The 14,843-nt window shown below is 46.7% G+C and carries 10 protein-coding genes and 1 pseudogene; 9 read left to right on the top strand and 2 right to left on the bottom strand.

Features of this window, described 5'->3' with window-relative positions; all coding sequences use genetic code 11:
- Window position 1: 1 nt before the first annotated feature.
- Window positions 2-838 (bottom strand): deoxyribonuclease IV, encoded by an 837-nt coding sequence (locus J07HQW2_RS11535; protein WP_021055702.1) that lies wholly within the window; start codon window positions 836-838, stop codon window positions 2-4.
- Window positions 839-1,047: 209 nt separating this feature from the next.
- A complete protein-coding gene (locus tag J07HQW2_RS11530) occupies window positions 1,048-2,409 on the bottom strand; it encodes an NAD-dependent succinate-semialdehyde dehydrogenase (protein ID WP_021055701.1) in 1,362 nt (453 codons plus the stop codon).
- Between the two features lie 344 nt (window positions 2,410-2,753).
- Here J07HQW2_RS11530 and J07HQW2_RS11525 point away from each other — a divergent pair, with 344 nt between their 5' ends.
- From J07HQW2_RS11525 to mutL, 9 genes and pseudogenes are all read left to right on the top strand, one after another.
- A complete protein-coding gene (locus tag J07HQW2_RS11525; protein ID WP_021055700.1) occupies window positions 2,754-3,671 on the top strand; it encodes a serine/threonine-protein kinase RIO2 in 918 nt (305 codons plus the stop codon).
- Between the two features lie 560 nt (window positions 3,672-4,231).
- Window positions 4,232-4,822: a 50S ribosomal protein L15e gene (locus J07HQW2_RS11515; RefSeq protein ID WP_021055699.1), complete on the top strand. Its 591-nt coding sequence runs from the start codon at window positions 4,232-4,234 to the stop codon at window positions 4,820-4,822.
- 67 nt (window positions 4,823-4,889) lie between these two features.
- Window positions 4,890-5,777 (top strand): SAMP-activating enzyme E1, encoded by an 888-nt coding sequence (locus tag J07HQW2_RS11510; RefSeq protein ID WP_021055698.1) that lies wholly within the window; start codon window positions 4,890-4,892, stop codon window positions 5,775-5,777.
- 356 nt (window positions 5,778-6,133) lie between these two features.
- Complete coding sequence (locus tag J07HQW2_RS11505) at window positions 6,134-7,117, top strand: alpha/beta hydrolase (protein ID WP_021055697.1); 984 nt, start codon at window positions 6,134-6,136, stop codon at window positions 7,115-7,117.
- A 204-nt stretch (window positions 7,118-7,321) separates the two neighbouring features.
- A pseudogene (mutS, locus tag J07HQW2_RS11500) lies at window positions 7,322-10,137 on the top strand (DNA mismatch repair protein MutS).
- A 236-nt stretch (window positions 10,138-10,373) separates the two neighbouring features.
- The gene (locus J07HQW2_RS11495) at window positions 10,374-10,649 is read left to right on the top strand and encodes a hypothetical protein (RefSeq protein WP_021055694.1); all 276 of its coding nucleotides are present in this window, start codon (window positions 10,374-10,376) and stop codon (window positions 10,647-10,649) included.
- On the top strand, window positions 10,646-11,530 hold the full coding sequence (locus J07HQW2_RS11490) for a hypothetical protein (protein ID WP_021055693.1): 885 nt from the start codon (window positions 10,646-10,648) through the stop codon (window positions 11,528-11,530). The genes J07HQW2_RS11495 and J07HQW2_RS11490 overlap by 4 nt, the downstream gene beginning before the upstream one ends.
- A 427-nt stretch (window positions 11,531-11,957) precedes the next feature.
- Window positions 11,958-12,479 carry an NUDIX hydrolase gene (locus tag J07HQW2_RS11485; RefSeq protein ID WP_021055692.1) on the top strand — a complete coding sequence of 174 codons (522 nt, stop codon included), beginning with the start codon at window positions 11,958-11,960 and terminating at the stop codon, window positions 12,477-12,479.
- A complete protein-coding gene (gene mutL, locus J07HQW2_RS11480; RefSeq protein ID WP_048075263.1) occupies window positions 12,472-14,790 on the top strand; it encodes a DNA mismatch repair endonuclease MutL in 2,319 nt (772 codons plus the stop codon). The genes J07HQW2_RS11485 and mutL overlap by 8 nt, the downstream gene beginning before the upstream one ends.
- The last annotated feature ends 53 nt before the right edge of the window (window positions 14,791-14,843 follow it).

Raw genomic sequence — 14,843 nt, 5'->3', positions numbered from 1 at the left:
ATTAGGCAGGATCGTTCGCGAGGTCACGAACTCGGTTGATATTCCATTCAAACCCTTTGCCATCCTCGCTCGGGGTTTCTAATACGAGTGGAACCGGGTCAATCGCGGAGTGATTAATAAATGCCTCCATCCCAGATTCACCGATCTTACCCTTCCCAATGTGTGCATGTTCATCCTTGTTCGTTCCACAAGCATGTTTAGAGTCATTCAGATGGACACATGCAAGATTATCTAATCCAACGGTTGCATCAAACTGTGTGAATGTTGTATCGACAGCGGCCGGAGTTGAAAGATCGTACCCAGCCGCAAAGACATGTGCGGTATCAAGACACACTTCAAGTTCGTGGGTGCTCTCTTCAAGTATATATTCGAGATGATCAAATTTATTACCAAGTTTTGTTCCTGAACCAGCATCAGACTCGATTAAGATTGTAACACCGTCTGGGACGGTAAGCTCATCAAGTGCAGAAACTGCATTATCGAGCCCCTGTTGCTCGCCTGCTCCAGTGTGTGCGCCGAGATGAACGTTTACATATGGAATTGATAATTGCGCTGCAGCGTCAATCTCCTTTTGCATCGAATCAATCGATTTTGCTCGAAGACCATCCTTGGGGGTACAAAGGTTCACCAGATACGAGGAATGTATAACCCACGGACCAACGTCGTGTTTCTGTGAGCGGTCACGAAACGCTTCTGCGTCTGTGTCATCAATTGATGGATCCTGCCAGACCTGCGGAGAGTGAGTGAATATTTGTCCACAGTTACCACCATTTTCAAGTTGTCTATCAACGGCGTTTGCAACTCCACCAGCAATGGACTCATGTGCGCCAACGAGCATGTATATAAATACTATCTAGGTCAGTAAAGCCACTTCGAAATTAGATATGACCATATGAATGAGTATACGTCGATTACTTTCTCAATTTTTGTCAGTGATTGCGTTCAAGTTCGGATCAAAAACGAAGTTGATTGTAAGATATTCTTAGTCATGTTGTTCGTGTATATAATTGAGGGTTAACTGTGAATATCGGAAACTAGTCGAGAATATCATTCAACCCAGAGTGTCTTACGATTAATAAACTCTGTAATTCCAGCTTCAGCAAGTTCACGACCGTATCCGGATTTCGCAATCCCACCAAATGGCACACGAGGGTCAGATTTCACGAGTTGATTAACGTAGACACAACCGGCATCAATACGTCGACCGATTTCCCGTCCGCGGTCTCTATCAGCTGTCCAAACACTCGCTCCGAGACCAAATTCGGTATCGTTTGCTGTTTTTACAGCCATCTCCTCGTTCGAAACCTCAAAGACGGAAGCAACAGGACCGAATAGCTCTTCATTCGCGGCGGGACAGGATTCTGGAATATTAGTGAGGATTGTTGGAGGATAATACGACCCGTCACGATCAAGCGGTTCACCACCAATCTCAATTGTTGCGCCTGCCTCAACGGAGCGTTCGACTTGGGAATGTAGGTTCGCGCAGAGATCACTTCGAGCTTGCGGACCGATGTCTGTCGAATCATCAAGTGGATCACCAATTGTATAGGATTTCATCTCATCACGCAGTTGTTCAAGAAACCTGTCATACACATCTGAATGAACAATAAATCGCTTGGCGGCAATGCATGATTGTCCGTTGTTGAGAGTGCGAGCCCATGCACCGGCCTCAACCGCAGCAGTAATATCTGCATCATCAAGTACAATGAATGGGTCGCTCCCACCAAGTTCAAGAACAGTCTTTTTGAGATTCTCACCAGCTGTTGATGCAACAGCACGTCCAGCTGGACCACTGCCTGTTATGGTTACCGCTTTGATACGGTCATCTGCAATGACATCACTAACTTGATCTACCTCAATCAGGAGCGTTTCGAAGACACCATCAGGGTATCCAGCATCATCAAATACCTCCGCAATTGCCTCTGCGCAGCCAGGAACATTTTCAGCATGTTTTAAGATTCCAACATTACCGGCAGTCAGATATGGCGCTGCAAATCGAAATACCTGCCAGAAGGGGAAGTTCCAGGGCATAACCGCAAGAACAGGACCAAGTGGCTCATAAACGGTCTGTACGGAACTGCCAGGTGGACTTGGATGACCATCCGGCTGGAGGTGTGCACTCGCGTGGGTTGCGTAATACTCACACACTCGTATGCATTTTTTGATTTCAGCGCGAGCCTGTGCGATTGGCTTTCCCATTTCTGTTGTCATCAATTCAGCATACTCCTCAATACGGTCTTCAAGAATATCACCTGCAGCCGCGAGGAGTTCTTCACGATTACGAGTTGAGCGATCACGCCATGTCGCAAAGGTTGTCTGTGCTTGATTGAGTGTTGTCTCTACATCATTACTCGTATCGGTTTTATACTGGTCGATTCGTTCGTTGGTAGCAGGGTTAATTACGTCCATACGTGTGGTGGTATGATATGGTTGTATACGTCGGAGCAGTCATAAAAACACATCATGTAATGAATTCACTCGGAGTCAAGCCTTGAGGCACCTGCCTTACTCATCTGTAAAAACGCCGTCTAAGCCACTACCACTGATTGAGACCGCTCACATTGCAGATATCACAGCATAATAGTTGGGTAGACTGCTATCTGAAGCGGTGGTTACCGTTCAATCGCTCGAAACTATGCATTATAGCCTCAATAGACTCACAGGACAACAAATTTGATATAGCGATATTTGATATACAGAGCCCAGACGACCGAACTCACGATATTTTTAGGCGTTGCTGCCGTCAATTGGGTATGGTGCGGAATGTCGCCGGTGTGATGACCGAATTAGAGCCTGAAGATTTCTACTTACTCTCAGGTGTCGAGCAGGGCATGCGGTTCTCCGAGTGGGTTAATCGCGGGAAGTTGCCACAGTTATCAGGATTATCTCCCGAGGAAGTCAATTATCGTCTTGATCGGTGTGGAACTCGGGAATTAATTGAGCGAAAGACAATCCAATATGAAGGATACACACTCGCAGCTGAGGGATATGACGCACTTGCTCTCCGCACATTCAGTGAGCGTGAGACAGTTGAGGGAGTCGGCGCACCGCTTGGAGTCGGAAAAGAAAGCGATGTCCTAGAGGTAAAATCGTATAAACCGCTTGCATTAAAATTCCACAGAGAAGGATACACTAATTTCCGTGAGGTGATGCGCGAGCGTAATTACACGTCTGAGAATGACCACGTTTCATGGCTTTATACAGCCCGGAAAGCAGCCGAGCGCGAGCATGAAGTTCTTGAAGCGCTGTATCCCAGTGTTTCGGTACCGCAGCCGATTGATCATAATCGCCATGGGATCGTGATGGAAAAATTTGAAGCTACTGAGCTCAATCGCGCGCAGTTGCCACAGCAGCAGGCTGTTGGCGTGCTTGAATTGATCCTCATAGAAATGCAGCGCGCCTATGATAGTGGATACGTGCACGCTGATATGAGTGAATACAATGTTGCGGTGAGTAAAGATGGAGTAACAGTCTTTGACTGGCCACAAGCAGTCTCAACGGATCATGAAAACGCTCATGAGCGTCTGTGTCGTGATATTTCAAATCTATTAACATATTTTGAACGGAAATACCCGAATGCAACTGACCGGATTGACGCTGAATCAGATGTTGTTGCTATTGCGAACGCCATTTCTGCAGGGCAGTTTGAGTCAATCGATGGAGTCGCATAATTATTGAAGACCTGTTTATGGATTGCTATCAACGAGTTGCTACTAACCTACGCTGAGTGATGTTCATAAACGATATATTGCGATATCAAATCAGCGATAACGATGAATCGATTATAGAGGCTTGATGATTGCTCCCTGCGTGCGTTGAGGTGACCTGAGAGTATCATTACCACCACACGGCTGATCGTGTCAACTGTCGGGTTTGATATTTTAATCATCATAACACTGACCCAGTCGCCACGGGTAGATGTTGGCTCAACAGCTGAGTCAGATAATCGACGTATGTGGTGATATTGGAACATAATACAACATCACCGACCACCAATAGAAGAGTACGCGAAGAGCAGATGAGAATAGCAGAGGCGATGTCCAGTCGTAGTGTACACAGCAAAAATAGCAGGATAGGATCCCAACATCGAAGTCATTAAACGCAGACGCTTGATATCTTATGTAACTCGCTGGTCGAACGGGACGCCAGTGGGCACCCGAGTACTCGGGACGACATGTGGGAAGACGTCAATGACGTCTTCCCGAATCGCAAGCGCCCGTGGTGAAAACAGATGGCACGAAGTTTCTACTCACATATTAAAGAAGCATGGAAACAACCCGGCGATGGTAAACTCGCCGAGTTGCAGTGGCAACGAAAACAGGAGTGGCGAGACCAAGGTGCAATCGTCCGCATTGATCGTCCGACACGACTTGATAAGGCACGCGAACTTGGATATAAAGCCAAGCAGGGTATCATAGTCACCCGTGTCTCTGTGCGGAAGGGCGGTGCACGGAAGGAACGATTTACTGGCGGTCGACGAAGTAAGCGACAGGGAGTCAATCGCCTTGGTCGACGAACAAGTATTCAGCGCATTGCTGAAGAACGAGCTGCACGGAAATATCCGAATCTTCGGACATTAGCATCGTACTGGGTTGGTGAAGATGGGTCACAGAAATGGCATGAGATTATTCATGTCGACCCTGAGCATCCTGCAATTGAGAATGATGATGACCTGAATTGGATCTGTGATGATTCACACAGAGGTCGCGCCTTCCGAGGATTAACGAACGCTGGTCGTTCAAATCGAGGGCTTCAAAACCGTGGAAAGGGTGCCGAGCATACTCGTCCAAGCACCGGATCCAACAGTCGACGCGGAAAGTAATACTGACGCGAGAGCACAAGCGTGTACAACGCTCTGGTTTTTTCTTCACTGACCCACATAATCATCTATGTCACCGCCGCCGGCACCTCGACCAAACAGTAGGCCTGAAGCGGGATCGGATTCAGACAAACCTAAGAGAGACGGAGGTAGTTTATCACTTGATTCTACACAGCTTGATCGATACTCCCGGCATATAATTATGGACGAGATTGGACCGGAGGGACAAGCGCGATTGCTGGATACAAATGTTCTTATCGTTGGCGCCGGAGGATTGGGGTCACCAGTTATTCAGTATCTTGCAGCTGCTGGTATTGGCACTATTGGGGTGGTTGATAATGATGTTGTCGAGCGAAGTAATCTTCAACGTCAAGTTATTCATCGTGATGTGGATCTGGGTGATTCAAAAGTTAATAGCGCAGCTCGATTTATTGCTGATGTTAATCCTGATATCACGGTCAAGACACATCAGAGCCGAGTCGATAAACAATCTATCAGAGAAACTGTTCCTGAATATGATATTGTTGTTGATGCTTCGGATAATTTTCCCACGCGATATTTATTGAATGATTTCTGCCGATTTCGGGGAATACCAATCGCACACGGTGCCATATATAAATTTGAAGGACAGCTGACAACGCTCGTTCCCGATGGACCTTGTTATCGATGTCTATTCCCAGAAGCGCCTGAGCCAGGCACAGTTCCTGACTGTGCAGCAACCGGTGTCTTAGGGGTTCTTCCGGGAACAGTTGGGTGCCTGCAGGCAACAGAAGTAGTGAAACTTATTTTAGACACTGGGAATCCACTCATTGGTGAATTAGTATTTTATGATGCATTAGAGACAAGCTTTGAACAAATATCGTATCAGTCAGACCCTGCATGCCCAGTCTGCGGTGATGGGTCAATTCAGTCTATTGAGTCAGTGGAATATACTTCCGGATGTAACGTTGGTGAGTGAACTGAATTAACAGCCTCTAAATAATCCATTCTGTTTTGTTGAGATATCTGCAAATATAAACAGTGTACCCAAATGGAGCTAACTAGGGTGATTCAGCCCCTACAGATGTCGGAATTAGACTAATCTCGATTTTGCTTTGCAGCGAATGGTATTCATTGCAGCGTTTTCTTTCATTTGTCTCTTCAACAAGACGCTTCCCCTCGAATGCAGACGTGAACGGCCTCGGGGTCAAGCCCCGAGGCACTCGGTCTGTTCCGCCTGTAAACCCAGCGGCTGCTGAACATGAACTGTGCCCAGTCCAGTGTAGTCAGGTGATTATCCCGGGATTTATACTCAATACAACAGTATTTATATGCATGTCTCAAGCCGACGAGAGGCGGGCTGAGTCGCCCAGTAGTGAAGCAGAAGAAATGCTTTCAGCGCTTGAAGAAACGGGGGCACCGGACCTCGCGACGCTTTCTGTTGAACAAGCACGAGCACTTCTTGGAGATCTGTTCACACCAGACGTAGATCCCGAGCCAATTGAATCTGTCAGCGAACAGAAAATCCGAGCGTACGGTCGTGACATTCGGGTTCGGATTTACGACCCAGATCCAGATACGACTCTTCCAGCAGTTGTCTATTTCCACGGTGGAGGGTGGGTATGTGGTAATCTCGATACACACGATTCTGTCGGACGAGCGCTCGCAGCGCGTGGTAATACAGTTGTCGTCAGTGTTGATTATCGAAAAGCCCCTGAACACAAATTCCCAGCAGCGGTTGAGGATGCGTATGAAGCAACAAAATGGGTTGCAGCGAACGTTGACGACATTGGTGCGGGCGGTGGACTTGCAGTTGCTGGCGAATCAGCAGGTGGAAATCTTGCAACAGTAGTTGCACAGTTAGCTAACGACGCTGGAGTTGGGGCTCCAGAGATTGATCATCAACTGCTGCTTTATCCAGTGACCAATCACTCATACGATACACAGTCGTATGAAACGAATCGTGAGGGGTATTTCCTCACGCGACGAGCAATGGTGTGGTTTTGGAATCATTATCTGAGAGATGATGCACTTGGTGTTGACGGACAGAATCCACTCGCTTCACCGCTCCATGGTAATCTTGAGGGGCTCCCATCAACGACCATATTCACCAGTGGCTATGATCCACTGCGCGATGAAGGGTTCCAGTACGCCGAAGCGTTAGTTGAGGCAGGTGTCAACGTTGAGCACACGAATTATGAAAGCGCGATTCACGATTTTGCTAACATGGTCACGCTGGACGGTGCCCCCTCACTTGGAGAATTTAGCGAGCAGATTCTTGATGAAGCTGCTGAGGCTCTCCAACAAAAATTCGAATAACAAAACTTGCTCTCTATGAAGTGTTTTCTTTGGCTTGATCGAACCGTTTGTTGAATAATGTAATTCACCTCAAATGTAGGGATATAAAATGATACTGTTCATTCAACGTATATACCTAATTACATAACGGTCATGGGTGTACAGTAGCGTTGATGAGACAGATATACCATAGCGTTTTATCGCATCGGCGTCGGACAAGGCGGTATGGCCTCGCAGGGAATTGTAGACGAGTTCCTCTCACTCCGCGCTGAGACAGAAGCGGATCTATTGACGATGCAGTGTGGTGATTTCTATGAGTTCTTCGCTGAAGACGCTGAATTGGTGTCCACAGAGCTTGATCTCACAATCTCACAAAAGTCTGCACACGGAGCTTCGTATCCGATGGCTGGTGTGCCTATTGATGATTTGACCCCATATCTCAAATCACTTGTCGAGCGTGGATATCGGGTTGCAGTCGCAGATCAGCATGAATCTGACGATGGTGATCATTATCGACGTATCACTCGAGTTGTCACACCAGGAACGTTGTTATCAACTGATGATGCCGATGCGCGATATATTGCAGCTGTCGTTGGAGATCTTACATCGACTGAGAAAGATGAGACAGCGGTTGGAATTGCATTTGCGGAAGTCACGACTGGCTCATTTTTTATTGGCACTGTCGAGGATGCTGAGACCGCATATATAGAGCTTACTCGATTTGATCCAGTTGAAATTCTCCCTGGTCCGACCGTCCGAGATGTTGATGATTTCATGCGACGACTTCATGAGAACACTGAGGCGACGGTGTCATCGTTTGAAACAGCAGCCTTTGCGCCTGGACGGGCTCGTCATATTCTTGGCGAGCAGTTTGGCACAACAGCGATTGACAGTCTGAATATTGAAACTGAGGTTGCGATACAGGCTGCTGGTGCAATACTTGCGTATATCGATGAAACAGACACGGGTGTTCGTGCTGCAATAACGAGATTGCAGCCACTTGATTCAGATACTCATCTTGCACTGGACACGACGACACGACGGAATCTCGAATTGACCGAGACAATGCATGGCGATCGTGGCGGGGATGGAACGCTCCTCGGGACTATCGATCATACTGTAACAAGCGCAGGGCAACGACAACTTCGAGAGTGGATAATGCGACCACAACGAGAGCAAACAGAAATAACTCGTCGAGTTAATTGTGTCGAGGCACTTGTGGATGCACCGCTGGCTCGTGAGCGGATTAAAGAAGCACTTAGCGGAAGCTATGATCTCGAACGGCTCGCTGCGCGATGTATCTCCGAAAGTGCTGATGCCGCTGACCTGGATAGGATTCAACAGACGCTTGATATCCTTCCAGAATTAAATGAAGTCATTACAGAGTCGGCATTGTCTGAATCGCCTTTGATCGAGGTGGTCACTCGAGCAACCGAAGATACTGTCAAAACCGTTCGAGAGAAGCTCGCAACTGCGCTTGTTGACGATCCCCCAAAGACAATTCGAGAAGGTGGTCTATTTCAATATGGATATGATGACGAACTCGATTCCCTCCGAGAGCATCATGAGACCGCCCAAGAATGGATGGACACATTAGCTGAACGAGAGGCGAATGCACATGATCTGAATCACCTCAGTGTCGACCGAAACAAGACTGATGGACATTATATTCAGATTGGCAAGTCTGTTGCTGATCAGGCTCCAGAGCACTACCGTGAGATTAAGACCCTGAAGAATTCAAAACGATTCGAAACTGATCAACTCATTGAGCGTGAACGTGAGATTCTTCGATTAGAGGAATCTCGCGGTGAAATGGAGTATGAGCTATTCTGTGAACTTCGTAAAGAGATTGCCGATTATGCTGCTATGTTACAAACAGTCGGACAGGTTATCGCAGAGATAGATGCCGTTTATTCATTTGCAACGCATGCTGTGGAAAATGACTGGACACGTCCGACGCTATGTGCTGATCAAACAGTTGATATCGAAGCTGGTCGGCACCCAGTTGTCGAGCAAACAACAGAGTTTGTCCCAAATGGTCTTCAGCTGGGAAATGAGCGGAATTTTCTGCTTGTCACGGGACCAAATATGAGCGGAAAGTCTACATATCTTCGACAAGTAGCTCTTATAACCCTCCTTGCGCACGCGGGAAGTTTTGTTCCAGCAGCAGATGCCACCATTGGTTCCGTCGATGGATTTACACGCGTGTCGGTGCACTAGATGAGCTTGCGCAGGGTCGGTCGACATTCATGGTGGAGATGCAGGAGCTTTCGAAGATTCTTCACTCGGCATCTTCAGAGTCACTCGTTATTCTTGATGAGGTTGGTCGAGGAACCGCAACATATGATGGAATTTCAATTGCATGGGCTGCAACAGAGTATCTTTCGGCAGCGCAACCGACAGCACCGTCACCACGGGTTCTTTTTGCGACGCATTATCATGAACTCACAGAGTTAGCAGACCGAATTACAGGCGTTTCAAATGTACATGTCGCCGCAGAGGAACGTAATGGCGATGTGACGTTTCTCCGAACTATCAAATCAGGACCAGCAGATCGGTCTTATGGAATCCATGTGGCAGAACTTGCGGGTGTTCCAGACCCGGTTGTAACACGAGCTAGAGATGTGTTATCAACGCTTCGCGCCGATGAGGCAATTGAAGTTGAGACACAAAATGATACTGGTACACCCAAACCTGATCAAGAGGATGGCACGACGATTGGCAATGATACCCCAGAGACGACTCAACAGGTTGTGTTTGATGTCAATGCTGGTGATATTCGAGTCGCCGAAAAAAGTGAACACACAAAGAAGCAAACAACATCTACAGATCATAATAAAACATCTGACGTGCAGAATGGAGAGACACTAGAAAGTGCTGAAGAAAGTAGAATTGATGCAGAGATTGAGGAAGTAATTGATGAGCTCCAGGCACTCGATATCGAATCAACAGCACCGGTAGCGTTACTACAAACCGTCGAGCAATGGCAGGAGCAATTGATAGATGCAAATAATAAGGAAGAGCATACTGACGGTGAATAGTTGTATTTCTACGTTAATTGATAGTTTTTACGTATGCTTACATAGTTTTATACTATATTATGCCTGTAGAGCATCCTACACAGAAAGTCGAAACCATTCAATTTCACACCCAATAAATATCTTATATTGAATCTGTATCATCGGAATCAATTATGCATGTGATGACACTTTCCGTACCACTGCTTGTTGTGTTAGGATAATACCAATATCGTTCGGATAGCGGTCGTTTCCCCTCAATGACCGATAGTATAAGTGGTCGGCGTACCTCTGAGACACATATGAAATCGATGTTTACCAATATCAATCCGTTGACGAAGGTACAATATGGGCTGATGGTCGTATTCGGCACACTGACGGCTGCGGTCTCATTTGCACCACTTGGAGTGGAGCTACGAATTATGGGTGCTGGAACCCTATTTGGTGTCACAGTCGGATTATGGCTATCGCATCTGTTGACAATGACATATACCGCGACACAGACACTTCGACAGGGAACAGGTTCAAACGCATGAGTAGCGAGCAGCAGGGACCAGCACAGCAACTTATCGAAGAGGACGCCGGACCCAATTTTGCGGCGTTTTTATTAACTGTCGGTGGTGTCACCGTAGTTTTCATCGCGATTTTTATTTTTGCGTTTCCTGGAGCAATCGGTCGGTTCTTTGCAGCAGCCGTTGTTGCCGTCACTATTATTACCCTAATGTTAGGGATGGTGTTGGACCTACTCGGGTACTTCGGATCACGAGCTAGTATTCTCGTTGAATCAGAAGAAGAGCAGACAGCAAGCAGTGTCCCAGACAGCGTCTCACGAAAACCAAACAAACCCCTGCCGAAGCAGATTAATTTTGATAGCGAAATAACGACCCTACAGGAGTACTTTGATGGCGAGTTGCCCTCGCAGATGAATTCATTTCTCACCGAGTATGAAAAATTAAAAAAATCGACAAGTAACCGAAAAGTAACTGCAGGGAGCCTTCGTGCAGCCTTGAATCCAGTGCAGACAATCGTTGACAATAGCGAGATGGAAGAACTGGTCGAAGGTATGGGAGACCGACTGTTCAAATATATCAAATCTGACCCAGTCGATAATATTGTTGTCAGCGAGTATGCGTTCTATCAAAATGGAAACCAAACACCAATTGAATCGCTGCAAGCTGAAAAAGCGCGCATTAGAGCAACAGTTCATAATCAAGGAGAAGAAGCAAAGGCTGAGGTTGCCGTCCAGTTTAAAAATGTAGATGGTGTACCCGTCAAAACCGCATACCTGCCGGTCGGAAATCTTGTTCCTGAGGGACGAAAGGATCTCGATACAAATGTCTATATTCCATCATTAGCGACTGAAGCTGATGTGTTTGTCATCCGAGCAACTCCCGATACTGAAGTGCTGACAATGTGAATTATTATTTTCGACTCATATCTATATCTACATCTACGTCTACATCTACTCTAAATCGAGTAAGTAACAATCACGACGCGGTCAAGTATGGATTTATTTATGCCGCTGTGTAATGTGTCTGCTGATAATTGTATCAACAATAGTTAACCATATCAAAAATCGAACTATCGTATCTGATGAGCGTTGATTCCTCATCGCGCCGTGATATGCTAATAAGTGTGACAAATTGCGTAGATTTAGCACTAAATATGAGTATGTGTGATAATAAATGCCGATTCGTCACAACGCAAAAGTAGCGTAGAATGATCAAAGAGCAACTGCCGAAAAGGTTCTGATGGTCACAAGCGATTGGAATGACGAAGCATTATTTATGAGTCGAAGAATAGACTGTGGACTGTGATGATATGTTATCAATAATAATCAATATATGACTGAAGATCATCTAAAGGCGACCGTTAGTCTTCGAGGCGTAATTGTTGCCCCAGATGAAGAGGTGCTCATTGTGGCTCGTTCTAGTGACGGTGATTGGGAACTTCCAGGTGGACGATTAGGAACATGTGAGGATGCTATCGATGGCGTTCATCGCGAGATTGTTGAAGAGACTGGGCTTGATGCGACAGTTGGACAACCCATCCATGCCGTTGCATGGCGGAATGAAGCCGATTGTGGTCGGTTTGCCGTATATTATGATTGTACTGTCGATTCAAAGAAAGTGCAGTTGAGTCATGAACACACTGATGCACTGTGGCTTTCACCCACCGCAGCAAAAAATCGAGTGAGTGAGGATCAACGTACAGCCATCAATATCGTCACAAACGGACAAAATCAGTCCACAACAGTCAATACTGAGATACCATCTAGTATTGATGCAACAACAGAATCCAGATCAACGGGTGAATCGGATCCTGATATTAACATAGATTCAGACCATGAGCACTCCCATGAATAATAACGGGCATACGATCACGGCACTTGATGCGGAAACAGTTCGGCAGATTGCTGCCGGTGAGGTCGTTGAGCGTCCAGCATCAGTGGTAAAGGAACTTGTCGAGAACAGTCTTGATGCCGATGCGACACGTATCTCGGTTGCCGTCGAAGCAGGAGGAACAGCGGGGATCCGTGTTCGAGACGACGGTATTGGAATGGATAGAGAGGCTGTTCAGCGCGCAGTCAAGGAGCATACCACGAGCAAGATCACCGATATTGATGATCTTGCCTCTGGGGTTGGGACACTCGGATTTCGAGGCGAAGCATTGTATACAATCAGTGCAGTTTCGAGAATGACAGTCCGAACGAAGCCGCGGAATGTGGATCGCGGTACTGAACTTCGTGTCGAAGGTGGAACTGTTGTTGACGTTGAGTCTGCAGGTTGTCCAGAAGGAACAGCAATCGAAATAAGTGATCTGTTTTTCAACACGCCTGCACGACGGAAGTTTCTCAAAACAACCGCGACAGAGTTTGATCGTATTAATACGGTCGTTACCCATTATGCACTTGCGAATCCGGATATTGCTATTACGCTTGAGCATAGTGATCGTGAGGTCTTTTCGACGACCGGGCGAGGGAGTCTTGAATCGGCGATAATGTCTGTGTATGGTCGAGAGGTTGCAGAGTCGATGGTGTCGATTGATACTGAGGAGATCAAAACTGAGATTGAAACTAAAGCTGAGAGTATCACAGCAATTGAGGGATTGGTTTCACATCCAGAGACGACACGGAGCACACGACAGTATCTCTCAACATTTATCAATGGACGATATGTGGAAGCACGTGCATTACGAGAAGCGATTATTAACGCATACGGTGACCAGTTGGCTGCTGATCGATATCCATTCGCTGTTTTATTTCTTGATATTGATCCGGGATCGATTGATGTCAATGTCCATCCACGCAAGATGGAAGTACGATTTGGTGATGAGACTGGGGTTCGAAATGCTGTCACCAGTAGTGTACGTGAGACGCTGTTATCGGCTGGGCTTATTCGTTCGCGAGCACCTCGTGGACGGAGTGCACCTTCGGAGACTGAAATTACTCAATCATCGCCTGATGTAACAACAGAAACTACTGAGAGTGGAACTGATGCAGCAAACCTCGAGAAGGCTGAAAAATCAATCCAGGAGAACGCGGAGAGCCCAGACCCAACTGATAGTATCGAAACTGAAAATCAACCGCAATCAGACCGCATAAATAATAACACAGTCACAGCAAAGAGTGATACTGACGCTGAGAATCAGCAAGATGGGACCTCGGGTGACTCAGTGGCTGATACGACAGTAGACAGTATGGACACTGAAACAGCAGACCACGTTGACCCGACAAGCGATGCTGCATGGACGGTTGATACTAATCATCGTGATGATGATACGGACTCCAACTCATCAACAACACAGTCATCAGGGAACATCAAGACGTCCAATGCGGATACTAATCCGACTATTCAGAGTCAATCGACATCAAATAAAGATGATGATACAACTCGTGTAGACGCTGAGGAAGCCAATAACAGTGCAGTTCCAAATGAGGATGATGTTGAGAGACAAACACAAATTGATACATCAAGTGCTAATATCAATGAGCAATCGATACAGCATGATCTCACCGGAGATGTGGCAGCTCTTGAACCGGCTGTTGAGTCACTTCCGTCGCTGCGAATTCTTGGGCAGATTGATGAAACATATATCATTGCAGAATCAGACGATGGGCTCATACTAATTGATCAACACGCTGCTGATGAACGGATCAACTATGAACGGCTTCAGACAGCGCTTACTAACATAGTAACAACACAAGCGCTCGCCGAACCAGTTGAAGTTGAGCTTACTGCCGGTGAATCCGCTCAATTTAAATCATACGCCGACGCGCTTGAAACGCTCGGCTTCGGCGTTACGGACGCCGATGATAATAGTAATGCTATAATGGTCACTGCAGTTCCTACAGCCTTTGCATCAACACTTGATCCGACAGTTGTTCGTGATGTGCTTTCTGAGACAGCTGATTCTATCAATGATCACGATGGAAGTGGGATAATTAATACACTGACTGATAACATCCTTGCTGATCTTGCGTGCTATCCATCATTAACTGGAAACACAGCACTCACTGAGGGGTCAACAGTTGAGTTGCTTGAGAAGCTCGATGGATGTGAAAATCCGTATGCGTGTCCGCACGGTCGACCGGTTCTGATTGAAATTGACCGCGATGAACTTGATGTGCGGTTTGAGCGTGATTACCCAGGACATGATGGTCACCGATTGGAATGAGTATCAACAGATGATTTCACAGAGCGACATCATTGCAATGTCGCACTCTAAAA

The sequence above is a fragment of the Haloquadratum walsbyi J07HQW2 genome (assembly GCF_000415985.1).
Classification (GTDB): Archaea; Halobacteriota; Halobacteria; order Halobacteriales; family Haloferacaceae; genus Haloquadratum; species Haloquadratum walsbyi_B.
The sequence above is the reverse complement of the archived record's forward strand: the minus strand, read 5'-3'. Positions and strand labels throughout refer to the sequence as shown.